Raw genomic sequence first — 24,002 nt, 5'->3', positions numbered from 1 at the left:
TAGGAGCGTGAAGTGACAAAACCCCAGCTGGTAAAAGCGCGCATTCAAGCGGGCGTATGGGAAGGCGTTCTGACAATTGCAGACACGCAGGGCACGCCGCCCGAGCTTCAGGTAACACATCTTTCCCAGAAGATTGATGGTTTGACAGCGGTGCCGCAGCCGGATCAGCCCGGCAGATATGCTGTCAAAGTGCCGATCCCGGCAGAACTGCTGACTGATGGCGTCCAGACCTTTCTGATCTCCGACAAGAACAGTGGTGCAACCCTGAATTCATTTTCGATTGTGACCGGGCAACCGCTTGAGACTGATATTCGGGCCGAGGTCGATCTGTTACGGGAAGAGCTGGACATGCTCAAACGCGCGTTTCGGCGGCACTGTATGGAAAGTAGCTGATTATGTCCCGTCTGTTGGTTAGCGCGTGCCTGATGGGACAGAAGGTGCGCTATGATGGGCAAGCCAAAACGCTTCTGCACACGTGTTTAGCGCGCTGGAACTCTGAAGGTCGGGTTGTTCCATTTTGCCCGGAGTTGGCAGGAGGTCTGGCCGTTCCACGTCTACCCGCCGAGATCGAACCGGAACAGGACGGTGATGACGTTCTGGCTGGTCAGGCAAAGGTTGTGGACCGTGCCGGGGGTGATGTTACGGCCGCCTTTCTTGCAGGTGCAGCTCAGGCCGTGAAGATAGCCCAGTCTCGCGGCTGCTCCCACGCTTTGCTGACCGAAGCCAGTCCGTCCTGTGGATCAAGCTTTCTTTACAGTGGGCATCACAATGGCATGCGGCGGACAGGGTTCGGGGTAACCACGGCTGCGTTGCGGGCGGCAGGGGTGGCCGTTTATGCTCCGCATCAGATCGACGCCTTGTCCTTGGATTGCGCGTGGTAAACCCATCTGGTTACGCAGCGTTTGGGGTGACAGCGCAAAGCCGCTCGTCCAGATTTGCCCGACACCACAGGAGACCGCCAGCATGACCAGCTATCCGACCCTTCTCGCCCCCCTTGATCTGGGCTTCACCACCCTGAAGAACCGCGTGCTGATGGGGTCCATGCACACCGGGCTTGAGGAACGTGGCGACTGGCCGCGCGTGGCCGAGTTCTATGCCGAACGCGCCCGTGGTGGGGCGGCGTTGATCGTGACCGGCGGGATGGCCCCGAACCCCGAAGGCGGTGTGTATCCCGGCGCGGCAGGTCTTTACGCCGACGAAGACATCGCCAATCACCGCATCGTCACCGACCGCGTGCATTCAGAAGGCGGCAAAATTGCGATGCAGATTCTGCACGCGGGGCGCTATGCCTACGGTCCCGATTGTGTGTCGGCCAGTGCGATCAAATCCCCAATCTCGCCTTTCCCGCCGAAAGAGCTGGACGAAGACGGCATCCAGAAACAGATCGCCGATTTCGCCACCGCCGCCGCCCGCGCGCAAGAGGCAGGTTATGACGGGGTCGAGGTTATGGGGTCGGAAGGCTATTTCCTGAACCAGTTCCTTGTCACCCACACCAACAAACGCGAAGACCGCTGGGGTGGGTCGTATGAAAATCGGATGCGCCTGCCCATCGAGGTCGTGAAAGCCGTGCGCGCCGCTGTTGGGCCTGAGTTCATCATCATCTATCGACTGTCGATGATCGACCTTGTGCCTAACGGATCGACCTTCGACGAGGTTGTCCAACTGGCCAAAGAGATCGAGAAAGCGGGCGCCACCATTATCAACACAGGCATCGGCTGGCACGAGGCACGCATTCCGACCATCGCGACCTCGGTCCCGCGCGCGGCCTTTACGTGGGTGACGAAAAAGCTGATGGGGCAAGTGTCGCTGCCGATCATCACGTCAAACCGGATCAACCACCCCGACGTGGCCGAAGAGGTTCTGGCGGGCGGCGCAGCTGACATGGTGTCGATGGCACGGCCTTTCCTTGCCGACCCGGACTTTGTGGCGAAGGCCGCCGAAGGGCGCGCAGGCGATATCGCGCCTTGCATCGCATGCAACCAAGCCTGTCTGGACCATACGTTCGGCGGCAAGATCTCGACCTGCCTTGTGAACCCGCGCGCCTGTTACGAGACCGAGCTGCGCTATGACATGACCGACACGCCCAAATCCATCGCCATCGTGGGCGCTGGCCCCGCGGGTCTGTCCACCGCGCTGGTGGCAGACGAACGCGGCCACAAGGTCACGCTGTTTGATAGGGCCGATCAGGTGGGTGGTCAGCTGAACATGGCCAAGAAAATCCCCGGCAAAGAAGAATTCATCGGACTGGTCGATTGGTATGACCGGATGGTCGCGGCCTCGGACATCGACCTGCAACTGGGCAAAGAGGTCACGGCGGATGACCTTGATGGGTTTGACGAGGTGATCATTGCCACCGGTGTTATCCCACGCGATCCGGGGATCGACGGGCAGGGGTCTGACAACGTCCTGTCCTATATAGACGTGCTGCGCCACGAGGTTCCAGTGGGCGACCGCGTGGCCATCATCGGAGCCGGTGGCATCGGCTTTGATGTGGCTGAATATCTGACCCAGGCCGGGGACAGCCCGACCGAGAACCTTGACGAATGGCTGGCCGAATGGGGCGTGGTCGATCCCGCCACCGCGCGGGGCGGGTTGTCGCCCGACGGGCCGAAGCCCGAAGCGCCCGTGCGCCACGTCACCTTGATGCAGCGCAAAGCCAAAGCGCTGGGCAAAGGGTTGGGCAAGACGACCGGTTGGATCCATCGGGCAACCCTCAAGATGAAAGGCGTCGAGATGGTGGGCGGCGTGAATTACGAACGCATTACGGATGAAGGCCTGATGGTCTCGAATGGCGAGGCGCGTGAGAACCCGCGTCTGGTCGAGGTCGACAATATCATCATGTGCGCCGGTCAGATCAGCGACCGAAGCCTAGCAGATGCGCTTGAAGCGCGCGGCAAGTCTCCGCATGTGATTGGCGGTGCAGATGTGGCGGCCGAGCTTGACGCCAAACGGGCAATCGACCAAGGATCGCGCTTGGCGGCCTCGCTCTGATCTGATCATGTGATCTTGGGTTCGGCCCGGAGGTCACATGGTTTTCATCGCCGTCTTTTTCGGAATTGTGCCCAGTTTCCTTTTGGTTGGACTGGGTGGGCTCTTGCGCAACCGCTTGTCTGAGAATGCGTGGCAAGGTCTGGATCGTCTGAACTTCGAGATCCTGTTTCCCGCCCTTCTGTTCGTCGCGGCCGCAAGTCGCCCCATTGATCCCGAAAAGTTGTTCGTCATGGCACCCATTGTCTGGGGTATCTTGTCCATGGGGTTGGTTCTGGGGTGGTTTTTGCGCCGCGTCGGACCCGAGAGGTTTCTGGACTTCGCGGGGGCTTGGCAAGTGTGTTGGCGTTTCAATACCGCCCTTGGTCTGGTCTCGGTCGGATTGCTGACCCATGGCGGAGTGGGCGAGATGGCTGTAGCAGTCGGCATGGGTGTGCCCGTCGCAAACCTTTTTGCAGTTTCTGCCTTGTCCCGCGGCGGTGCGTTGGGGCTTGGTGCGACGGTGGCGAAGATCGCCTTGAACCCATTTTTGCTGGCCAGCCTAGGTGGCGTAGTATTTGGCGTGATGAGTTGGCGTTTACCCACACCAATCATGGCCCCGATCGAAATGCTCGCGCGTGCTGCCATCCCCATTGCGCTTCTGTCAATCGGTGCGACGATGAATTGGGGCGCACTGGCGCGGTTGGACCGCTTCAATGGGGCGATCTGTGCGATAAAATTGGTGGCGCTGCCTGCATTTGCTTTGGGTGTCAGCTTGGCTCTGTCGCTTGATCCAGCCATCGCATCGGTGCTGATCGTGTTTGCAGCCCTTCCGACCGCCTCAGCGGCGCATGTGTTAGCTTCGGCCTTCGGGGCAAACCGAAATCTGGTCGCAACACTGATCGCGCAGACAACTTTATTGGCCGCTGTCACATTGCCAATTTGGATCAGTGTCGCAGAGCTAATCTTTTCAACACGATAGCCGACCACCACCGTTTCCAGAGCTGTAACGATCCCTGCAATTACCCCCGTATTGTCGGTTGTTCTTCACAGTCTTGCCCCAATTGGCCCGGATAAACGACGGCACTGGGGAGAACTTGTTGGAAAGAGTGAAATGGATCGACTGACCGAAATGGAAGCCTTCGCCACTGTTGTGGATCAAGGCGGTTTCACGGACGCTGCCAAGAAGATGGGGATCTCGAAATCCGCGGTGTCCAAACACGTGTCTAGCCTTGAGGCACGGCTTGGAGCGCGGCTTCTAAACCGCACAACGCGACGGGTCAGCCCGACCGAAATCGGTCTTGCCTATTACGATCGCGCACGCCGTGTTTTGAACGACGCAGGCGAAGCGGATGCGCTTGTCACGTCCATGCAATCTGCACCTTCGGGAATTCTGCGAATTTCAGTTGCGACAGATTTTGGCGTCAATCACCTTAGCCCGGTTTTGGGCGAGTTTCTGCATGATTTCCCCGATGTGCATGTGAATATGGATCTGGCCAACCGTTATGTGGAGCTGATCTCCGAAGGGTTCGACATGGCCATTCGTGTGGGCGAGCTTGAAGATAGCTCGCTGCGCGCCCGCAAGATTTCGACGACCACGCGTCGAATGGTTGGCAGCCCTGAGTACTTTGAACAGTATGGCCGTCCGTCCCGAATTGATGACCTGAACGAGCACAAACTTCTGCATTACTCGAACCAAAGTTCAGGCAATGTTTGGAAGGTGCCGGCCCCGTCAGGCGAAGTGCGGCAGGTCCGCTCGGCCGGATGGCTGAGCGTCAATGACGGGCAATCGCTTCTGAACGCGGCTATTTCGGGTCTTGGCATCGCCTATCTGCCCAGCTTTCTTTATGCTGACGCGCTGGAACAAGGGCTGGTCATCGATGCAATCCCCGATCTGCCGCAAGACGTGCAGGGCATTTATGCGGTCTATCCTCCGGGTCGGTTTACTCAGCCGAAAGTGCGCGCCTTCATAGATTTTCTGGTGCATGCCTTTGCTGACAAAGGCCCGGACAACTGGTGATCTGAATGGCGCCTAGTCCGTGCTGATCAAGACAGCTTCAACCCGCCGGTTCGCCTCTCGCCCCTCGGGTGTCAGGTTCGGAGCAAGCGGCATCAGATATCCTATGCCCTCAGCAGACATCTGTGCAGGGCTAACCTCATAAAGTCGGATCAGGCTGTTCATCACAGCGGCTGCGCGTTTGCGGGATAGCGCGACATTGCCTGCAAGGCTGCCCTCGGCGTCTGTATGGCCCACAAGTATCACCTGCCGGTCAGGGTTTTGGTTCAGATAGGTCGCAAGTTCAGTCAGAATCGGCACGTTTTCATCGGTCAGTTCGGATGATCCCGTTGCGAAACTCAACCCGTCCAAAACGGTACGCCCGCTGTTTTCCAACTGTGCTCCTACGGGTCCCGACGCCGGGGTGCGCACCGGTGATGGGGTGGTGGTCGTCTGTATTGTAACGGTGGGCGGGGTGCTGCCTTCAGGGCTGACCTGCAGCGTTTCGATGAATGCAGACTCTTTCGAGCGACTGACCAGAACACTGGTCAACAGGTCTCCCTTCTGTGCGCTTAAATAGTGATAATCGCCAAGATCGACAAACATGACCGGCGCCTGGAAATGGCCGATTCCAAAGCGAAAATCATAACCGCCGCAAGACACGGACTGACATTGAAATAATATATCGAAACCGTCCCGCTCCAACTGGTCGCGTAACCCGGTCAGGATCTGAAAACTGGTTTGACTGGTGCCATCCACCTTCCAAGCCTGCCGAACTATCTGACCTTCTGCAAAGAAGGATGGTACCGTTTCGCCGTTATAACGATCTGTCGCAAGGGATGCACGGTTTGCATCGTCCCGCTCTTCTGCGCGCAGCTTCGCACCGGCTGGCAGGTCAAAGGCACGGGCAGGGTGCGTCGCAATGGTCGCGCACACCAGAAAGACGGCAATCCAAAGTTGTCGTGACGGGCAGATCATCGGTTTTTGGCGTGGTATTCGTCGTTTGGTTGCATGCCTACTGCCGACGCCATGCGGTTGGACATCGAGAAAAAACCCACGGTTGCCGCGATATCCCAGATGTCGCGATCTGAAAAGCCGGCTTGTCGCAAAGCCTCTCGATCCGGCTCGGAGATTTCGGACGAGGTTTTGGTGACCTTTTCGACAAACTGCAACATCGCACGCTGACGCTTGTCCAAGTCAGCCATTCGCCAGTTCATGACCATCGCTTCACCCAGCTGCGGATTGCCCGACAGGGCTCGCACGGCGGCGCCATGGGCGACCTGACAATACCAGCAGCGATTGATCGAGCTGACCACCACGGCGATCATCTCGCGCTCCAGCTTCGACAAGCCACTGTCACCCAACATCAGCTCGTTATACATCGCCGAAAATGCGCGTAGTTTTTCCATGTCGAACGCATAGGCTTTCAGCACATTCGGCACGAGGCCAAGTTTCTCGTCGCAGATGTCGAAATATTTCTGAATGTCGTCGGGCAGTGGATCGACTATCGGCAGGTCAAGCGCTGTCACGCCATTGTTGTTATGCGGCATGATGGTTCCCCTTATTGTGGCTTGGTGCGGTAATGGTAGTGCCCGATCAGGTGCATCCCGATATTGGCATAAAGGGGATTGGCCGCATGGTTGCCCTGTGTGACGATCAAAGCAACATATTTAGCCCCTTGTGAACTGGCCCAAATTGCCGCCTGCTTCAACAGGTTCAACCCTGTGCCCATCCGACGCATATCCTTGTCCACATGCAATGCATGGACCATCGCGATTTCGCCGTGCAGTCCGACAAACCCAACGCCTGAGGGTGCGTCATCGGTGCGGGCCAGCAGGCCCGTTTTGGGGCAGTCAGCCCGCTCCATCACGGCGCGTCGTTCTTTGCCAACGCCACCTGCGTCCCATAGCTCATGCATGATGGACAAGGTTGGCCAGATCGAAAAGGCAGATACTGGTGGTGGTGCGTCTTGGATCAGTTCCTCAACTTCGATCACCCAGAAATTGACCGGATCAACGATGTGATAGCCATGCTTTTCCAGCATTTCATCCAGATGCTCATCGCCATGACGGATCTGAAACAACGGGTCCATCCCAAGATCGCGCATCGCTTTTTCTGCGACCGGCAGGTCTGCTTCTGTGGTCGGCCAGTTTTCGGTCGCAGCCGAGACACGCTTGCCTCCGCCCGCTCCATCACGGATGACCCATGCGCCGACACGTTTGGTGGCGGCAGGTGGCCAAGTCACTTCGCAAGCCTCTATAACTTGGTCAACGCTGGGAAGAGTGTGTTTCATATGTCCTCCGAAAATAGCTGGGACAGGCTTCGGGCGGCTGCATCAAGTCGGGAGGAATCTGTACCCCGGATCACAATATTCGCACCAAAAACGCCGTTTTGAATAAATGGATATGACCCGAAACTCAGGTCTGTGTACTCGTTTGCCAGTTTCCCCAAGGGGCCAGCGATCTCGCCTTCTCCGCGTTCGATCCGGATCGAATGGGATTGCAGGGGCGCGCCGCCTGTCAGGCTGGGCAAAATGCTGTCGACCATAGCCTCGAAGACGGATGGAACGCCTGCCATCACATGCACATTTTCCAGCGTGAATCCGGGTGCAACCGAGATTGGGTTTTCTATCAATGTAGCGCGGTCTGGGATGCGGGCCATACGCTGGCGTGCTGCGTTGAACTCGTGCCCTTGCCGCGCGTAATGGGTGGCCAGAAGGGCACGTGCATCGTCTCTGATGTCGATGTGGTCATCAAAAGCGCGCGCGATGCAGTCGGCGGTGATGTCGTCATGCGTGGGGCCAATACCGCCCGATGTGAATACGTGGTCATAGCTGTTGGAAAGGGCTTTTACCGCAGCTTCGATGGCGGCAGCATCGTCGGATACGATGCGCACTTCTTTTAGATCAATGCCATGCTCGGTCAGTTTGCCCGCCAGGTGATGCATGTTTGCATCCTTTGTCCGGCCTGACAAAATCTCGTCACCAATGACCAACATGGCGGCGGTTGGGTTTGGCATTGCTTGCTCCTATCCTACTTCCGGTATAGGCCCGCTCCATGCAATTTCCCAGCCCTCTTGTGCCCGCCAGACTTATTCGACGCTACAAACGGTTTCTGGCTGATTGTCGGTTGGAAGACGGTCGTGAGGTGGTGGCGCATTGCGCCAACCCCGGATCGATGATGGGACTGGCAGAGCCGGGCATGAAAATCTGGCTTGAGCCGAATGACGACCCCAAGAAGAAGTTGAAATTTGGTTGGCGATTGGTGGATCACGAGAATGGGCATCTGACAGGTGTGGATACTTCGGTGCCAAACCGTGCCTTGCGCGCGGCGCTTGAAGCGCGATCTGTACCGGGTCTAGCCAACTATCATTCCGTCCGACCCGAGGTGAAATACGGCGATAACAGCCGCATTGATTTCCTGTTGGAAGGTGATGCGCTGACCTATGTTGAGGTGAAGTCGGTGACTCTATGTCGGCAATCTGGTCTTGCCGAGTTTCCCGACAGCGTGACCGCGCGCGGCACCAAACATCTGGGCGAGCTTGAGCATATGGTTGCGCAAGGCCATCGCGCGGTGATGCTCTATCTGGTGCAGCGCACCGATTGTGATCAGTTCGATCTGGCGCGGGATATTGATCCAGCTTATGGCGCCGCCTTCGATGACGCCCGCGCTGCTGGGGTGAAGATCATTGTGCTTGGCACCCGGATCAACCCCGAGGGCATTGAAATTGCAGGCCCTCTGGTGTCTTTGGCCTGAACACCTTATTTAGGGGCGAAGCAAGAGGACCAAACCGTGGACGACACCATGCGCGTGACAAAAGAAGGCATCCGCCTGTACGACACTTCCGACTTCGCCGGGATGCATGCGGCGGGCCGTCTGGCAGCCGACATTCTGGATCGGATCGCACCGATGGTGAAACTTGGCGTGACAACAGCCGAGCTTGACGCCGCGATCGAGGCGATGGTTGATGAGGCTGGCGCCGTGTCTGCAACGATTGGCTATAAAGGTTACAAACACGCGTCCTGCATCTCATTGAATCATGTGGTCTGCCACGGCATTCCCGGATCAAAGACGCCCAGGGGCAAGAACGAGAAATCATCCCGCAAACATGATGAGTTGATTGATGGCGATATTCTGAACGTCGATGTGACGGTGATCGTTGATGGCTGGTATGGCGACACAAGCCGCATGTACAAGGTTGGCACGCTGAAACCTTTTGCGGAACGCCTGATCCAAGTGACCCATGACGCCCTGATGAAAGGGGTCGAGGCTGTGCGCCCCGGCAACACCTTTGGCGACATCGGCCACGCGATCCAGTCCCATGTGGAAAGCCAGCGTATGTCGGTTGTACGCGATTTCTGTGGACACGGTCTTGGCCAAGTTTTCCACGCCCCGCCCAACGTGTTGCACTACGGTCGACCCGGAACTGGACCAGTGCTGGAAGAAGGCATGTTCTTCACTATCGAGCCAATGGTCAATCTGGGGCGCCCCGAGACCAAGATACTTGCCGATGATTGGACCGCGATCACCCGCGACAAATCACTTTCAGCGCAGTTTGAACACTCGGTCGGCGTGACGGCGGATGGCTGCGAAATCTTCACGCTGTCGCCTGCCGGTAAATTCCACCCGACTTGGGGTTAAGCTGTTGAAAACGTACAGATGGTGATGGTTGTCGCGCCATAACGACGGGTGTCTAACTGTGACACACCATCGGGCAGCATAAGCGTCGTGTTATCTTCCCAAACGATCAATGCATCTTCGGCCACCCAGCCACCTGCAATGGCTGCGTCCATCGCTTTTTCCCCCAACCTCTTCCCGTAAGGCGGGTCCAGAAAAATAAGATTGTGGGGTTGGCCATCCCCCAACCGGGTGGCATCGCGCTTTATGATCGTGGTTTCCTCAGCGCATCGACATTTGGCGATGTTTTCACGGATTAGGGACAGAGATTTGCGACCGTCATCGACAAATGTCGCATGAATAGCTCCGCGCGACAGGGCCTCCAGACCCAATGCGCCAGTGCCAGCGAACAGGTCCAACACGCGCGCGCCATTGATCGGGTTGCCAAACCGTCCCCCGGTCAGAATCGAAAACAGACTTTCGCGCACACGGTCAGTGGTGGGGCGCAGATGAGCACCCGTGTCTCCCTTGCCAACATTGGCCAGTGCCAGTCCGCGAAATCGACCTGCGATGATCCTCATTTCAACAGCGGTTTCAGATCTGCAGTTGGGTCGGCAATGATTGCCTTGTCCGGCGATTTGCCGCCTTCAATCAATCGCTTGCCAATCATATAGGCGCGCGGATCGTTCATCGCGTCCACCGCCAGAAGCGTGTCACCCTGATAATACCAGCAGCTCATGCTGCCCTCGTGTTCGCCTGTCCGTGATACGATATTGTCATAGCCTATGTTCAAACCTGCAATTTGCAGTTTTACATCATACTGATCCGACCAGAACCACGGTTTGGCAACATATTCGGCGTTTTCGCCCATCATGTTGCGCGCCACCACTTCTGACTGATCAATGGCATTGGGCACACTTTCCAGCCGGATACGTGTGCCGCGATAGGGGAACGAGGCGCAATCACCTGCCGCCCAGATTACTGGGTCGGACGTGCGGCCATGGGCATCGGTCTTGATCCCGTTGTCGATCTCAAGCCCGGCCGCTTCAGCCAGGGCCGTGCCCGGGACGATCCCTACACCAGCCACCACGAAATCAACGTCCAGCATGCTGCCATCTGACAAGACCGCTCCGGTCACCCGACCGTCGCCTGTCAGGCGATCCAACCCCACCCCTTCACGAATATCGACCCTGTGGGCGCGATGCAGTGCTCGGAAGTAGTCCGATGTTTCAGGGGCTGCGACCCGTTGCAAGATACGGTCGGCCATTTCAACCAAGGTGACGTTCAGCCCCCTCTTGGCGGCCACGGCAGCAGCTTCCAGCCCGATATAGCCACCACCGATGATCAAAACACGGCGGCCTTGCGTGAATTCGGTGGCCATTCTGTCGACATCTTCCAGAGTACGCACCAAATGGACGCCCTGAAGCGTTCCGCCAATCGCAGTAGGAAGGTGTCGCGGCACTGACCCTGTTGTCAGGGCGAGTTGGTCATAAGAAATGCGTTCGTCACCGATCACCACCTCACGCGAGCCGGTATCAATCGCTTCCACATGGGTGTTCAGCCGCAAGGTGATGTTATTTTCGGAGTAGAAGCTTTCCGGGCGCAGATACAGGCGTTCCAACTCCATCTCCCCCAGCAAATACGCCTTTGACAGCGGTGGGCGTTGGTACGGTGGTGCTGGCTCGGCTCCGATCAGGGTGATATCGCCGTCAAATCCAGAGTTTCGAAGCTTCGCAACCAATGATGCACCGGCTTGCCCGGCACCGATGACAACAATGTGAGGCATAATGGGTTTCCATTCTTACTGACCTGACGCGGTTTGCAGACTATGACTAGAGGAACCAGAAACACAATCAGGGATGTTGATAATGACACTTTCAGTAGGTGACAATCTGCCAGATGCGACGTTGTTGCGGATGGGCGCGGACGGACCGGAACCGGTCGAACTTTCGTCACTGACGAAGGGGAAGAAGGCCGTGATCTTTGCGTTGCCGGGTGCCTATACCGGCACCTGCACGACGGCTCACGTGCCCAGTTTTATGCGGACCAAACCGGAATTCGATAAAAAAGGTATTGATGCTGTAATCTGCATTTCCGTCAACGACCCGTTCGTCTTGCATGCTTGGGGTGAAAGCACTGGTGCGGCAGCGGCAGGGATCACCATGTTGGGTGACGCAGAGGGCACGTTCACAAGGGCTGTCGGTATGAGCTTTGACGCACCACCTGTGGGATTGATTAACCGGTCGCGCCGCTATGCGCTTTATGCCGATGATGGGGTGGTTAAAGTGCTGAATGCCGAAGAAAACCCGGGTGTGTGTGAGACCTCCGGCGGTGAAGCACTGTTGGCCGATATGTCAGACTAATCACGCTCGCGTATATTCGTCTTTCGGAAGGGGCCGTAAGAGGTGAGGATGTCGATATCTCCCTCAACGGCCTCTTTTTCGGCGGTTACGAACTGTTCGACCGCATTTCGAAATCCGGGTTCTGCGATCCAATGCAACGAATGGGTTGCCACGGGCAAATAGCCACGCGCCAGTTTATGTTCGCCTTGCGCCCCAGCTTCGACCCTGAGCAACCCTTGCGAAATTGCGAAGTCGATGGCCTGATAATAACAAAGCTCGAAATGTAGGCAGGGATGGTGCTCCAGCGCGCCCCAATAGCGTCCGAACAATGTGTCGCGTCCGATAATGTTCAGTGCCCCGGCAACAGCGTGATCACCTTCTAATGCCAATACCAAAAGAACATCATCGCGCATAGTTTGATGCATTTCATCAAAGAAGGAGCGCGTCAGATAAGGTCGACCCCATTTGCGCGCACCTGTGTCCTGATAGAACCGCCAGAACGTGTCCCAATGGTGCGGTTCGATGGCGTCGCCGTTTAGCGTGACGATCCTTCCGCCAAACCCCTGCGCTTGCCGTCGCTCTTTCCGGATCTGTTTGCGTTTGCGCGAGCTTAGGCTGTCTAAAAACGCATCGAAAGTCTGGTAGCTATCGTTTTCCCAATGAAACTGCTGCCCGACCCGGTGCAAAAGACCCATCTGCTTGCCCACCTGCGCTTCTTCGTCTGTGCAAAAGGTGACGTGTGCAGAACTCAGGCCTTTATCTGCGGCGATCTGCACAAGTCCCTGCACCAAACCGGCTCGACCAACGGTTTGGTATTGAGTTTGCGTCAGAAAGCGGCGGCCAGTGACAGGTGTGAAAGGAACCGCAACTTGCAGCTTCGGATAGTATCTTCCACCCGCGCGCTCATAGGCATCTGCCCAGCTGTAGTCGAACACGTATTCACCCTGGCTGTGGGTTTTTACATAGACAGGTGCAACGGCTATGACTTGGCCATCAGCATGAACGCTCAGGTAATGCGGATGCCAGCCAGTTCCAGCACCGACGCTGGCAGATGTTTCCAACGCTGTCAGGAAACGATGTGTCGTGAACGGATCGACAGGACGTCCGCCATCCGAAGTTTCAGGGCAGGCACAGGCATCCCAGTCGCGGGCTGCAATACTGGAAATGCTCTGATGGGTGCAGATTTCGATCTGAGTATCTGTCACCGTGGCATTGGGCCCAACCCGACCGATGCGGTCAAGCCACATAACCTTCAAACGTGATGTTGTGGGCAATCTTGCGCGCTTCAACCTCAGAGGCTTTTGATTTCACAGTCCAGCACAAAATGGGCACACCTTTTGCCTTCAACTTCGCCACCGCAGGGCTTCGAAGGTCATGAATGTCGTGGCTGATGAAACTTGCGTTCACGCGGTCGAAATCCGGAATATCGCGAAGGTAACGACGTGTGGCTGCAGGCAGAAGCGGGTTATCCTTTTCCAGGAAAGCCTCGGTGGTCAGGCCCAAAGCGAAGCCGGGATCAAGTTCGCCAAGCGTGGCGACCGAATGCGGATTGAACGACATGACAGCCACGTCACCTTCGTAACCGGCAAGCGCAGATGCCACAGCCTGTTCAAGCGGTCCGGTGCGTGGGCCCATCGCACCATCCTGATCCTTCATCTCAACCAACAAAGGCACGCGGCCAGACACGATCTGAAGCACCTCTGCGAAAGTTGGAATGCCTTCATTGCCATAAGACAGTTCGACCCCACCCAGTTCAACAGACGTGCGTTGCTGGATCGGCCCAGTTTCACCGGTCAATCGCCGCAGGTCATAGTCGTGAAAAACCATTGCCTGCGCGTCCTTTGACAGTTGCAGGTCAACCTCGATCCCATAGCCTGCGTCGATGGCGGCATGTATGGCAGCGCGCGAGTTTTCAGGGCGACCCGCGGCCACGTCGTGCAGCGCGCGGTGGGCAATCGGGCGGGCCAAAAAGCTTTCTGGCAGTGGGATCGGGGATCGCGTCATTTGATCTGGAAGATGCCTTCGATTTCAACCGCAACGCCAAATGGCAGACTGGCTGCCGAGACAGCAGAACGTGCGTGTCGCCCGGCGTCACCTAGTGCTTCAACCATAAAATCCGACGCTCCATTGATCACTTTGGGTTGGTCGCCAAACGCGTCGGTCGAGTTTACGAAGCCGACCAGTTTGACCACCCGTTGAAGGCGATCGAGATCTCCGTCACAGGCGGCTTTGACCTGTGCCAGCAAGCTGATTGCGCAGCTTCGCGCGGCCTGTGCACCCTCTTCGGCTGTCATGGTCTCTCCCAGCTTTCCGGTCAGGAATGCGCCGTCCTTCATGGAAATTTGCCCGGAAACATGCACAAGATCGCCAATATTGACATATGGCACATAATTTGCAGCCGGTGCCGGTGCGTCGGGTAGGGTGACACCCAATTCTGCAAGTCTGGTTTCAAATTTGCTCATACTGGTTCCTTCTCTATTGGTCCGTCGTATCGCGCGGGGCGGTTTCTGGGACGCTAGCTTGCCATCTGGTTGCTGAAAAGGGTGAAAGCGATCATAATTTGGCGCTTGCTGCAATCCACCAGTTATTTTTCGCGAAGGGCGCTTCGGAAGAACTCTTTGAATGGTTGCAACAGATAGGATAGTGGGCTGCGATCTGCAGTTTTGATGAACGCTGTGACTGGCATCCCTGGAAGTAAAATGACATCGTCGGGAAGCTGGGCGCGTTGCGTTCGGTGGATGCCCATCTCGATCTCGTAGTAACGCTGCCCGGTCTGTTCATTCGTCACCGCATCCGCCGATATTTTCTCGATCTTTGCCTTTAAAACTGGATCATTTTTTCGCGCAAGCGCTGGGAAGGCCAATGTGACCTCCTGGGTTACAAAAAGCTGATCAATATCCTGTGGGCTAATCCGTGCCGCGACGCGCACTGCGTCGTCTTGGGGGATGATGGTCAGAATGGGTTGGCCGGGCTGAACCACAGATTGCGGCGTGTGGATAGTCATTTGATGGACCAGGCCGGACACGGGGGCACGAAGAGTCAGTTGTTCCAATTCGAAATCAATGGCGCGGAGGTTTTCGGACAGTTCGGCTGCTTTGGACTGAAAGTCCCGCAGTTCTGCGATGATTTGCTCGCGATGCTCAGCTTCAATCGACAACTTCTGCAGGTGGGTTTCGGTCAGCCGAACATCCGCCTCGGCCTTGGAGGCCGCGACTTCGGCCAAACGGCCGGCAAGCAAAGCTTCTTCTCGTTCTAGCGCTGCGACCCGCGGATATTGGGCCAAACCTTGTTCCAGCAATTCGCGTTGCCGCCACAAGTCATCCCGCAGCAGCGCGATCTGCCGCGTCAATGCTGATGCCTGTGCATCCAGCCCGCTTTTTTGCTGATCAATCTGTGATGCGCGCTGATCGAGCTGGGCCGACCGTGATTGCGCGAGGTCGCGGCGCGACAGAAACAGGCGGATCTGCCCTTGCATCGCCTCAGCAAGGTCCGGTCTGTTCTGTATCAACAGATGCAAATCGGCTGAAAATGTGATGTTCGCCGCGCTGTCTTGTTCTGCTTTCAGTCGAGCGATACGGGCGAGAATTTCGCCCTGTTGGCTTTCCAACACTGTGCGTCGTGACCTGAGACGCGTATCATCCAATGTAAGAAGACTGTCACCCACATTGACCCGCATACCGTCGTTCACCCGGATCGCGGTTGCCACGCCACCTTCAGGGTGGCGCAGGATATGGTGAACCTGATCCGGGCGGATGATGCCATCGGCCACCACAGCCCCCGCAATCTGCGCCGTGACAGACCATACGCCAAAACCGGCGATCAAGACCGCCAGAGCAAGGAACCCAAACAAAGTAATACCGCGTGCGGATAGGTCAGGCTTGTCCATCGCCACCTCGCTCGATGCTGTGTAGGGAGTATGGTTGATGCGCGTTTCGCACGGTCTTCCGAAGGATATCCTCGCGCGGTCCGATGTTGGAGATACGGCCATGATCCAGAACCATTAGCTGGTCGCAGTGTTGGATGACCGATGGACGATGTGCCATGATCACGACTGCACCGTTGCGCGCTTTCACCCCGTGTATGGCTGTGCTGAGCGCAACTGAGCCGTCATGATCCAGATTGGAGTTTGGTTCGTCCAGAACCACCAATGTTGGTTCGCCAAACAGTGCGCGTGCCAGACAAATGCGCTGCAACTGGCCGCCGGAAATAGGGCTACTTCCCCGCGCGACAACTGTGTCATAGCCATCGGGAAGGGACAGGATCAATTCATGCGCTCCGGCAGCGGTGGCCGCGGCCACGATATCGGCGTCATCGGCATTCGCGCGAAACCCCGCGATATTGTCCGCAACTGTGCCATCAAACAGCGTTACGCGCTGTGGGAGATAGCCGATATGCCCACCAAGAACTTCGGGCAAATAGTGGTGGAGCGCCGCACCACCCAACCGCACCGAGCCAGCAGTGGGGCGAAGCGCGCCAGTCATGATCTGCGCCAGCGTCGATTTTCCGGCACCCGACGGGCCAATAACGCCCAATGCCATGCCCGGTGACAGCACGAAAGATACATTCCGCAAGACTGCGAAGCTCTGGCCAGTTGGTATCACGGTCAGATTGCTGACAGCGACATTGGCCACGGGCACGGGTAGTGCCGTTTTCACGATTGCGGTCGGAGTTTCTGACAAACGCAGAGTCAGAGAGTGCCAAGCCGCTTTTGCCTGTTGGGCCACGGACCACTGCCCGACAGCAATATCGACGGGCCCGAGCGCGCGCGACAGAAGAATGGATCCGGCAATCATGGCCCCAGGCGACATCGCGCCCTGCAATGCCAGATAAGCCCCTAAGCCCAGCATTGCTGACTGAAGAAATTGCCGAAATGTCTTTGTCATCACAGCGAACAGGCTTTGCTGGTCAGATATCCTCAACCCGGTTTCCATTGCTGCATTGCGAAGCTGCGACCAGTGTCGGGCTGTAACTTCCGCCAATCCAAGTGCGCGAACCAATTGCCCTTCGGTTTGCAACCGCCCGGCAACCTGATCCGTGTGCAATACTTGCGCCCGCAACACCGACATTGGACCCCGTGAAACCCATTGGGTAAGAAGCGTTATTGTCACGAGAATAGCCCCGCCTGCCACCGCCAGCACCCCCAGCCACGGATGAAAGACCGTGATTGCCAGTAAAAAAAACGGCGTCCAGGGAAGATCGAATAAGGCGGTCATAACCGGGCTTGAAAACAGCCGTCGTATGGCGTCGATATCGCGTGTCGCGCCCGTGGGGGCCGGTCGATCCTTATTTTTCTGATCAGCGTTTATATCCAACAGAAAAACACGCTCATCCAGGTCGGTCTGAAATCGAGCGCCCGCCCGCGTAAGCAGACGTCCACGGGCGTAATCAAGGCTGCCCATCATAAGAAACAGGAAGGCCATTAATAGCGATAGCGTGACAAGAGTAGCTTCCGACCTGCTGGTCAGGACGCGATCATAGATCTGCAACATGTAGATTGGTGCTGTCAGCATCAGAAGATTCACAAAAAATGAAAAGACTGCGGCGCTGAACAGCAGCATTCGCATTCTGCGGCAGACCTTGCGCAGTTCTTCTTGGCCGTATGCGTGTTGCTGTTGCCTCATAACAATCTGACCTAAAAATGGCCGCCCGTTTCAGCGCGCAAGCAAAGCGCACAGATATTGGCGGGATTCGGCTTGTAAACTGTCGCCAAATAGACACATAAAAGGCTGCAAATCCCTTAACGGCTTTGCATTGATACGCTGCGCATTATGTGTGACCCCCAACTCTTCAGATTGCTGCCAAAGTAAAGATATCACTGTGACCAAACCGATTTCGAACACATTACCGGCGATGGCTGGCCTGCTGCTTCTGACGCTGGGGGCTTGTGCGAAGGCACCGAATCCATCGGGTTATGACGACCCGCATGAAGTTCAGAACCGTCGCACCCATGGTGCGAACATTGATTTGGACCGGGCGTTGGTCTCCCCTGCATCGACCGCCTATGGCGAGATTCTGCCGCGCGGCGTACGTGACACGATTTCGGTGTTTTCGGACAATGCCGGACTGCCGGGGGTCGTGGCCAACAACATCCTGCAAGGCAATGTCGAGGATGCGGTTCACAACACCGTACGGTTCCTGTTCAATTCGACCTTCGGGCTGTTGGGTATGGTAGATGTCGCAACTGACATCGGTCTGGATGAGCGCGACAGCGATTTTGGTGAAACACTTCACGTCTGGGGCGCACCTGAAGGCGACTATGTCGTGCTGCCGTTCTTCGGACCGTCGACCGAGCGGGATGGATTTGGCATTCTTGTCGATTTTGTGCTGAACCCGCTAAGCTTAGCTTTGCCGACCGAAGTTAAACACCTTCCCAAGGCCACATGGGTTCTGTCAAAATTTGGTGATCGCTACACGTTCGGAGATACGATTGAAGAGTTCTATAATAGTGAAGAGGGATATGAGCTGATGCGGCTCTATTATCTCGATTCGCGCCGATACGAGCTTGGCATCGAAGTCGAGGACAATGAACTTGAGGATATTTATGATGCGTATGATGGGTAACCAAACCTCACTGACTCGCCGCGCTGTTCTGGGCGGGCTGGCCGGACTGGGCGTGATGGCCTTGCTGCCGGGTCGTGCGATGGCTGCAATCAGTGCCGCGAAAGCGGAAAGCCTGATTGATCAGGTTGTTAGTGAAATCAATGGGATCATCAATTCTGGTGCGTCTGAGGCGACGATGATCAAACGGTTCGAAAACGTGTTCGCAAAATATGCGGATGTCGGTTTCATCGCGTTGTCGGCGCTTGGCCCGGATGGCCGTTCGGCCAGCGCTTCGCAAAAAAGCGCGTTCATCAAAGCCTTCCGCGTCTACATCGCCCGCCGTTATGGCAGCCGTTTCCGCGAATTCGAGGGTGGAAGCATCAATGTCGTCGGTACGAAAGAGGTGAAAAGCCGGTTTGAGGTTCTGACCAAAACCCAGCTCAAGGGGAAATCTCCATTCGATGTTGTGTTTGTCGTATCTGCCAAGAACGGAAAGTTCATTGACATGCAGGTCGAAGGAATCTCCATCGTAAAATCCGAACGCAAGGAAATTGGCGCGATGCTGGATCGCCGCGGCGGCGACCTGAACAAATTGATTGCTGATCTGAAGGCAGGCTGATCCAACCACTCTATCTTTCAGGTTTTTGAACGCCCTCGTGTTGTCACGGGGGCGTTTTTCGTTGTTGGGGTGCTTAATCCGCAGGGTTGACAAATGTTGCAAGCGCAAGCAATTCCATGAGGCTGTGTGATGGGAGACATGCAATGACGGGCGCGAACTGGCCCAAAGGCACGCAAAATCAGAGCTTCGGGTTTCTGTCGCAAGTGTTGGCGCGTCGCGTGGACCAGGCGATGAAAAAGCAGTTGGCCGACTTGAACTTGGATTTCCGGTTCTTCATGACCCTGATGCAACTGCTCGCCGAGGATGGGCAAAGCCAGCGTGAATTGGGCGCAAAGCTGTCCTTGCCAGAATATCAGGTGAGCCGAAACCTGGATACCATGGCTGCGGATGGCTTGATTGAACGGCGGACAGACCCGTCCAACCGCCGCACCACTCTGGTGTTTCTGACGGCTAATGGGCGCGAACTGGCACAGCAACTGCCACCGCTGATCAACAACCTGAATGATAGCTTTCTAAGCGCGCTGACCCACGAAGAGCGGGTCACGCTGATTAACATGCTGCAACGGATCCTGTCTTTGACGGACTGATCTCTTATTTCCGGCCGAACCTCAGTTTTTTCCGAAGATAGAGCGAAGGACACCAATCAGCGCGTCTTCGACGGCTTGTCCGACATTCTGTCCACCCTGCGGCCGGTTTCCTTGACCCTGAATGACACGGCCATCGGATGTGATTACCTGTCCATCAAATTGCGGTGCGCTGCCCGGTCTGATCATCGGAAGTGGTGTAGGCACAAGCTCTGACTGGATGCGGACCATCGCCTCGTGCCACATTTCGGCAGGCAGACCACCACCCGTGACACCTTTCAAAGGCGTATTGTCATCATAGCCCATCCAAACGCCCATCACATATTCGGCCGTAAATCCGATGAACCAAGCATCGCGCGCTGAGTTGGTGGTGCCGGTCTTGCCGGCAATCTCAAGCCCGTCAATCTTGGCGCGCGTGCCGGTGCCGGCTTCGACCACGCGGCTCATCATATAGACAAGTTGCTGCGCGGCCTGTTGCGAGATGACACGCTCGCCGATGCCGCCCGTTTGCGTCATCAGAGGATCGCTTTCACCGACTAGGCTGAGTTCCGTCAAGCCATAGGGTATTACCGCCGAACCGCCATTCAAAATGCCCGCAAAGGCACCCGTGGTTTCAAGCAATGTGCTTTCTGACGCGCCCAGTGCCAACGCGGGGCCAGCCGCCAGATCGCTTTCAATACCGAACATCGACGCGACGCTGCGCACTGCTTCAAGCCCTACATCTTCAGCGACTTTCACGGCGGGGATGTTCAAAGAACGGGCCAGCGCCTCGGTCAAGCTGACATTGCCGTAATGTTTGCGTGTATAGTTCTTTGGGCACCATTCGCCCGATCCGGCCACATTCACACAATAGGGTTCATCAAGAATGAAATCGTCCCAGCGATAGCCCATGTCCAACGCGGCGGCATAGACGAAGGGTTTGAACGCAGAGCCGGTTTGGCGTTTCGCCTGCGTGGCCCGGTTGAATGCGCCCGTCACTTTGGTTTCACGCCCCCCGACCATGCCGCGTACGGCACCGTCCGAGCTCATGACCACGATCGCAGCTTCGGCTTCGGATCCTTCCGAGACCTTCGTTTTAAAGATTTCGGCCAAAGCGTCTTCTGCGGCAGTCTGAATACGCGGGTCCAGCGTGGTCTTGATGATCACGTCTTCGGTTGTCTTGCGCGTCAGGAAGGCTGGCAGGTCGCCCATGATCCAGTCTGCGAAATACCCACCCGCCTGAGCTTTTGCCGCACTGGACAAGGTTGCAGGGTCGGCTTGGAATTGAGCCGTCTCCGCGTCGCTCAAATAGCCTTGCTCGTTCATCAGGCGCAAAACCGTTGCCGCCCGATCTTGCGACCGTTTCAAGTTGGCGGTGGGGGCATAGACCGAGGGCTTCGGCAACATGCCCGCCAACATCGCGGCCTGAGCGGGATTCAGATCCGACGCCGGGATGGCAAAGTAACGCTGCGCTGCGGCATCAAAGCCGTGCGATCCGGCCCCAAGATAGGCGCGGTTCAGGTAGATGGTCAGAATTTCATCTTTCGAGAACTTGGTCTCAAGCGCCAACGCATAAACCGCTTCCTTGATCTTGCGGCGCAATGAGCCTTGGCGGCAGTCAGCCTCGTAAGCGGCTTCGTTCTTCCACTGGTCGGGATCAAACGGCACACCCAGACACAGCAGCTTTGCGACCTGTTGGGTAAGAGTTGAACCGCCGTGACCAGACAAGGGGCCACGACCTTCGCTCAGGTTGATGCGGATCGCGCTGGCGATACCTCGTGGGCTTAACCCCAGATGGCCATAAAACCGTTTGTCCTCGCTCGCTACAACCGCGTCGCGCAGATATGGGCTGACAGTTTCGGTGGTGATGGTGCGACCACGCTGATCGCCCCGCCATGCGTAAACCGCGCCATAGCGGTCCAAAATCGTGACCGATCCCTTCGCCCGGCCATCCAAAAGTGCATTCAGATCAGGAATTGTCGAAGCGAAGTAGAACACCGCCGCCGCAACAAGTAGTGCGACAACCGCCGCGCTTTTCCATGTCAGCCGCCAGATCAGACGAACAACCCAGCCGATCAGAAAAATTGGCCAGCCCAGGATACCCTTGGGCCGTTTGCTCCGTGCCGTGCGTTTGGTGGCGGGTTTGCGCGATTTACGCCGCGCGGGCTTCTTGGCCGCCGGCTTGGTTTTCGAATACCGCTTGTCTGCCACCAGTTTGGGGCGCTTTGGTCCGGATGGGCTCATGATACTGGTTCCGCGTCTGCTCGGTCGATCCAATGTAACGAATCGTTTTACTAGAGTGTAGCCGGTTCACCCGGCGCCTGCGACTTTTCGCAATGTCCAAAATATAAGCACACCATTGTGCAGGTGCAGCAATTTTTGCGCAACCGCTGTTTTAGGGGTAGGCGGACCTCTGCCGCACCTGTCCTTACGACGCGGTTCCTTCTTTGAATTAAGCCAAGCGGATTTGCACCAAGCAAGTGCCGCAGCGATTCAGAAAGGACAAGATCGTGAAACTGATCATAGCAGCGATCAAGCCGTTCAAGCTCGAAGAGGTCCGTGAAGGACTGACCTCTGTGGGTGTAACCGGCATGATGGTTTCCGAAATCAAAGGCTTCGGCGCACAGTCGGGGCATACAGAGATCTACCGCGGCGCGGAATACGCCGTGAACTTCCTGCCCAAGGTCAAGATCGAGGTCGTCGTCGCCGATGATCTGGCGACAGATGTGGTCGAGACCATCGCGAAGGCTGCCCATACCGGCAAAATCGGGGACGGCAAAATCTTCACTCTTGATGTGGCTGATGCCATGCGCGTGCGCACCGGCGAAACCGGCATGGACGCGGTGTAAGCGTGAAAGGAATGAATATGACACGCAAATTAATGATTTCATCGGCCCTTCTGGCGGTTTTGCCGGGATTGGCCCTTGCGCAAGAGGCAGCAAGCGGCGAAGCGGCTGCCCACACACAATTTATTCTGACGTCCGTTCTGTTCCTTCTGGGCGGGGCCTTGGTGTTCTGGATGGCGGCAGGCTTTGCGATGCTTGAAGCTGGCCTTGTCAGGTCCAAAAACGTGACCATGCAGTTGACCAAGAACATCGCGCTGTTTTCCATTGCGGCGGTCATGTATTGGCTGGCTGGTTACGGCATCATGTATCCCGCTGACTGGCTGATCGAAGGCTGGTTGGGGCCGTTCTTCGCGGTCACATCGCTTGACCCGGCTGGCGTTGCGGCCGAATCCGTGGACGTAGGTTATGCTTCGGGTGCATCGGACTTCTTCTTCCAGCTGATGTTCTGTGCCACCACGGCGTCGATTGTGTCAGGCACATTGGCAGAGCGTATCAAGCTGTGGCCCTTCCTTGCCTTTGTGGTCGTGCTGACCGGCTTCATCTATCCGATCGAAGCAAGCTGGCAGTGGGGCGGTGGCTGGTTGTCGGAAGCAGGCTTCTCGGACTTCGCAGGCTCGACCCTTGTTCACGCAGCAGGCGGCTTCGCGGCCCTGGCTGGCGCTCTGATCCTTGGTCCGCGTATCGGCAAATACAAAGATGGCCGCACGGTTCCGATGCCCGGTTCCAACCTGACGCTTGCCACTTTGGGCACGTTTATCCTGTGGCTGGGTTGGTTCGGCTTCAATGGCGGCTCGCAGCTTGCCATGGGCACGATCAGCGATGTCTCGGACGTGGCGCGTATCTTTGCCAACACCAATATGGCCGCTGCATCCGGTGCAATCGTGGCGATGATCATGACACAAGTGATGTTCAAAAAGGTCGACCTGACGATGACCTTGAACGGTGCACTTGCCGGTCTGGTGTCGATCACCGCCGAGCCGCTGGCCCCGTCGCTGTTCCAATCGCTAATCATTGGCGGCATTGGTGGTGCGATCGTTGTCTTTATGGTGCCGCTGCTGGACAAGCTGAAAATCGACGACGTGGTCGGTGCAATCCCGGTTCACCTGGTCGCTGGCTTCTGGGGCACCTTCATCGTGGCCTGGACCAACGCAGACGCCAGCTTCGGCACACAGATCATGGGGTTCCTTGCCATCGGCATCTTTGTCTTCGTGGTCAGCTTCATCGTCTTCTCGATCATCAAAGCCACGATAGGTTTGCGGGTCAGTGAAGAGGAAGAGGTCAACGGCCTCGATATGGCCGAATTGGGCATGGAAGCCTATCCCGAGTTCACCAACGGGTAATCAAAAAAATGTGCCGGGGATCAACCCCGGCACGCGTTGGCCGCGCAAAGCCAAGGCCAACAGGGAGAGAGAAGGGGGCAATTGCCCCCTTCTCTTTTGTTTTTTACACGCGGATCGTGGATACTGCCGTCCGACTTGCCCGCCGGTTTCACAGCTACGGCTAAAGGAGAATT

Annotated in this window: 25 protein-coding genes; 13 read left to right on the top strand and 12 right to left on the bottom strand. The window is 56.8% G+C overall.

The window, feature by feature from the left end; all coding sequences use genetic code 11:
* The first annotated feature begins 12 nt into the window (after positions 1 to 12).
* The 5 genes from MWU51_RS12120 (at position 13) to MWU51_RS12100 (ending at position 4,987) form a co-directional block, all read left to right on the top strand.
* Positions 13 to 393: a hypothetical protein gene (locus tag MWU51_RS12120; RefSeq protein ID WP_247037484.1), complete on the top strand. Its 381-nt coding sequence runs from the start codon at positions 13 to 15 to the stop codon at positions 391 to 393.
* Between the two features lie 2 nt (positions 394 to 395).
* A complete protein-coding gene (locus MWU51_RS12115; RefSeq protein WP_247037483.1) occupies positions 396 to 881 on the top strand; it encodes a DUF523 domain-containing protein in 486 nt (161 codons plus the stop codon).
* A gap of 82 nt (positions 882 to 963) precedes the next feature.
* On the top strand, positions 964 to 2,991 hold the full coding sequence (locus MWU51_RS12110) for an NADPH-dependent 2,4-dienoyl-CoA reductase (protein WP_247037482.1): 2,028 nt from the start codon (positions 964 to 966) through the stop codon (positions 2,989 to 2,991).
* Between the two features lie 37 nt (positions 2,992 to 3,028).
* Positions 3,029 to 3,949, top strand: coding sequence for an AEC family transporter (locus MWU51_RS12105; RefSeq protein WP_247037481.1), 921 nt, complete (start codon positions 3,029 to 3,031; stop codon positions 3,947 to 3,949).
* A gap of 132 nt (positions 3,950 to 4,081) precedes the next feature.
* Positions 4,082 to 4,987, top strand: coding sequence for a LysR family transcriptional regulator (locus MWU51_RS12100; protein WP_247037480.1), 906 nt, complete (start codon positions 4,082 to 4,084; stop codon positions 4,985 to 4,987).
* A 12-nt stretch (positions 4,988 to 4,999) separates the two neighbouring features.
* On the opposite strand, the gene MWU51_RS12095 is transcribed toward MWU51_RS12100, so the two are convergent.
* The 4 genes from MWU51_RS12095 to MWU51_RS12080 are packed head-to-tail and all read right to left on the bottom strand — an operon-like array spanning position 5,000 to position 7,981.
* Positions 5,000 to 5,941, bottom strand: coding sequence for an OmpA family protein (locus MWU51_RS12095; RefSeq protein WP_247037479.1), 942 nt, complete (start codon positions 5,939 to 5,941; stop codon positions 5,000 to 5,002).
* Positions 5,938 to 6,513: a peroxidase-related enzyme gene (locus MWU51_RS12090; protein ID WP_247037478.1), complete on the bottom strand. Its 576-nt coding sequence runs from the start codon at positions 6,511 to 6,513 to the stop codon at positions 5,938 to 5,940. The genes MWU51_RS12095 and MWU51_RS12090 overlap by 4 nt, the downstream gene beginning before the upstream one ends.
* 11 nt (positions 6,514 to 6,524) lie before the next feature.
* The gene (locus MWU51_RS12085; RefSeq protein ID WP_247037476.1) at positions 6,525 to 7,256 is read right to left on the bottom strand and encodes a GNAT family N-acetyltransferase; all 732 of its coding nucleotides are present in this window, start codon (positions 7,254 to 7,256) and stop codon (positions 6,525 to 6,527) included.
* Positions 7,253 to 7,981, bottom strand: a complete 729-nt coding sequence (locus tag MWU51_RS12080; RefSeq protein WP_247037474.1) for a molybdopterin-binding protein — start codon at positions 7,979 to 7,981, stop codon at positions 7,253 to 7,255. Before MWU51_RS12080 ends, MWU51_RS12085 begins: the two co-directional genes overlap by 4 nt.
* Positions 7,982 to 8,019: 38 nt before the next feature.
* Here MWU51_RS12080 and sfsA point away from each other — a divergent pair, with 38 nt between their 5' ends.
* Both sfsA and map read left to right on the top strand, forming a co-directional pair.
* Positions 8,020 to 8,718, top strand: a complete 699-nt coding sequence (gene sfsA, locus MWU51_RS12075; protein ID WP_247037473.1) for a DNA/RNA nuclease SfsA — start codon at positions 8,020 to 8,022, stop codon at positions 8,716 to 8,718.
* A gap of 48 nt (positions 8,719 to 8,766) precedes the next feature.
* Positions 8,767 to 9,603: a type I methionyl aminopeptidase gene (gene map, locus MWU51_RS12070; RefSeq protein ID WP_247038844.1), complete on the top strand. Its 837-nt coding sequence runs from the start codon at positions 8,767 to 8,769 to the stop codon at positions 9,601 to 9,603.
* Here the strand turns inward: map and rsmD are convergent.
* Both rsmD and MWU51_RS12060 read right to left on the bottom strand, forming a co-directional pair.
* Positions 9,600 to 10,160 carry a 16S rRNA (guanine(966)-N(2))-methyltransferase RsmD gene (rsmD, locus tag MWU51_RS12065; RefSeq protein ID WP_247037471.1) on the bottom strand — a complete coding sequence of 187 codons (561 nt, stop codon included), beginning with the start codon at positions 10,158 to 10,160 and terminating at the stop codon, positions 9,600 to 9,602. The two genes, map and rsmD, sit on opposite strands and share 4 nt — an antisense overlap.
* Entirely contained in the window at positions 10,157 to 11,365 is a 1,209-nt protein-coding gene (locus MWU51_RS12060; protein ID WP_247037470.1) for an FAD-dependent oxidoreductase, read from the bottom strand. The genes rsmD and MWU51_RS12060 overlap by 4 nt, the downstream gene beginning before the upstream one ends.
* A gap of 82 nt (positions 11,366 to 11,447) precedes the next feature.
* Between MWU51_RS12060 and MWU51_RS12055 the strand changes: the two genes are divergently transcribed.
* Complete coding sequence (locus tag MWU51_RS12055; RefSeq protein ID WP_247037469.1) at positions 11,448 to 11,942, top strand: peroxiredoxin; 495 nt, start codon at positions 11,448 to 11,450, stop codon at positions 11,940 to 11,942.
* Here the strand turns inward: MWU51_RS12055 and MWU51_RS12050 are convergent.
* The 5 genes from MWU51_RS12050 to MWU51_RS12030 form a co-directional block, all read right to left on the bottom strand.
* Positions 11,939 to 13,126 carry a GNAT family N-acetyltransferase gene (locus tag MWU51_RS12050; protein WP_247038842.1) on the bottom strand — a complete coding sequence of 396 codons (1,188 nt, stop codon included), beginning with the start codon at positions 13,124 to 13,126 and terminating at the stop codon, positions 11,939 to 11,941. The two genes, MWU51_RS12055 and MWU51_RS12050, sit on opposite strands and share 4 nt — an antisense overlap.
* A gap of 31 nt (positions 13,127 to 13,157) precedes the next feature.
* Complete coding sequence (locus MWU51_RS12045) at positions 13,158 to 13,925, bottom strand: glycerophosphodiester phosphodiesterase family protein (protein WP_247037468.1); 768 nt, start codon at positions 13,923 to 13,925, stop codon at positions 13,158 to 13,160.
* Positions 13,922 to 14,383: a RidA family protein gene (locus MWU51_RS12040; RefSeq protein ID WP_247037467.1), complete on the bottom strand. Its 462-nt coding sequence runs from the start codon at positions 14,381 to 14,383 to the stop codon at positions 13,922 to 13,924. Before MWU51_RS12040 ends, MWU51_RS12045 begins: the two co-directional genes overlap by 4 nt.
* Positions 14,384 to 14,505: 122 nt before the next feature.
* Complete coding sequence (locus MWU51_RS12035; protein WP_247037466.1) at positions 14,506 to 15,807, bottom strand: HlyD family type I secretion periplasmic adaptor subunit; 1,302 nt, start codon at positions 15,805 to 15,807, stop codon at positions 14,506 to 14,508.
* Complete coding sequence (locus tag MWU51_RS12030; protein WP_348646738.1) at positions 15,794 to 17,479, bottom strand: type I secretion system permease/ATPase; 1,686 nt, start codon at positions 17,477 to 17,479, stop codon at positions 15,794 to 15,796. Before MWU51_RS12030 ends, MWU51_RS12035 begins: the two co-directional genes overlap by 14 nt.
* 259 nt (positions 17,480 to 17,738) lie before the next feature.
* Between MWU51_RS12030 and MWU51_RS12025 the strand changes: the two genes are divergently transcribed.
* The 3 genes from MWU51_RS12025 (at position 17,739) to MWU51_RS12015 (ending at position 19,667) form a co-directional block, all read left to right on the top strand.
* On the top strand, positions 17,739 to 18,482 hold the full coding sequence (locus MWU51_RS12025) for a VacJ family lipoprotein (RefSeq protein WP_247037465.1): 744 nt from the start codon (positions 17,739 to 17,741) through the stop codon (positions 18,480 to 18,482).
* Entirely contained in the window at positions 18,475 to 19,080 is a 606-nt protein-coding gene (locus MWU51_RS12020; RefSeq protein WP_247037463.1) for an ABC transporter substrate-binding protein, read from the top strand. Before MWU51_RS12025 ends, MWU51_RS12020 begins: the two co-directional genes overlap by 8 nt.
* 143 nt (positions 19,081 to 19,223) lie before the next feature.
* Positions 19,224 to 19,667, top strand: coding sequence for a MarR family winged helix-turn-helix transcriptional regulator (locus MWU51_RS12015; protein ID WP_247037461.1), 444 nt, complete (start codon positions 19,224 to 19,226; stop codon positions 19,665 to 19,667).
* 21 nt (positions 19,668 to 19,688) lie between these two features.
* On the opposite strand, the gene MWU51_RS12010 is transcribed toward MWU51_RS12015, so the two are convergent.
* The gene (locus MWU51_RS12010; protein ID WP_247037459.1) at positions 19,689 to 21,887 is read right to left on the bottom strand and encodes a transglycosylase domain-containing protein; all 2,199 of its coding nucleotides are present in this window, start codon (positions 21,885 to 21,887) and stop codon (positions 19,689 to 19,691) included.
* Between the two features lie 266 nt (positions 21,888 to 22,153).
* Between MWU51_RS12010 and MWU51_RS12005 the strand changes: the two genes are divergently transcribed.
* Together MWU51_RS12005 and amt are read left to right on the top strand one after the other, a co-directional pair.
* Entirely contained in the window at positions 22,154 to 22,492 is a 339-nt protein-coding gene (locus MWU51_RS12005) for a P-II family nitrogen regulator (protein WP_247037458.1), read from the top strand.
* A gap of 11 nt (positions 22,493 to 22,503) precedes the next feature.
* Positions 22,504 to 23,829 (top strand): ammonium transporter, encoded by a 1,326-nt coding sequence (gene amt, locus MWU51_RS12000; protein WP_247037457.1) that lies wholly within the window; start codon positions 22,504 to 22,506, stop codon positions 23,827 to 23,829.
* The last annotated feature ends 173 nt before the right edge of the window (positions 23,830 to 24,002 follow it).

The sequence above is a fragment of the Aliiroseovarius sp. F47248L genome (genome assembly GCF_023016085.1).
GTDB lineage: Bacteria > Pseudomonadota > Alphaproteobacteria > Rhodobacterales > Rhodobacteraceae > Aliiroseovarius.
Note: the sequence above shows the minus strand (reverse complement) of the source record. Positions and strands in the feature narration are given on the sequence as shown.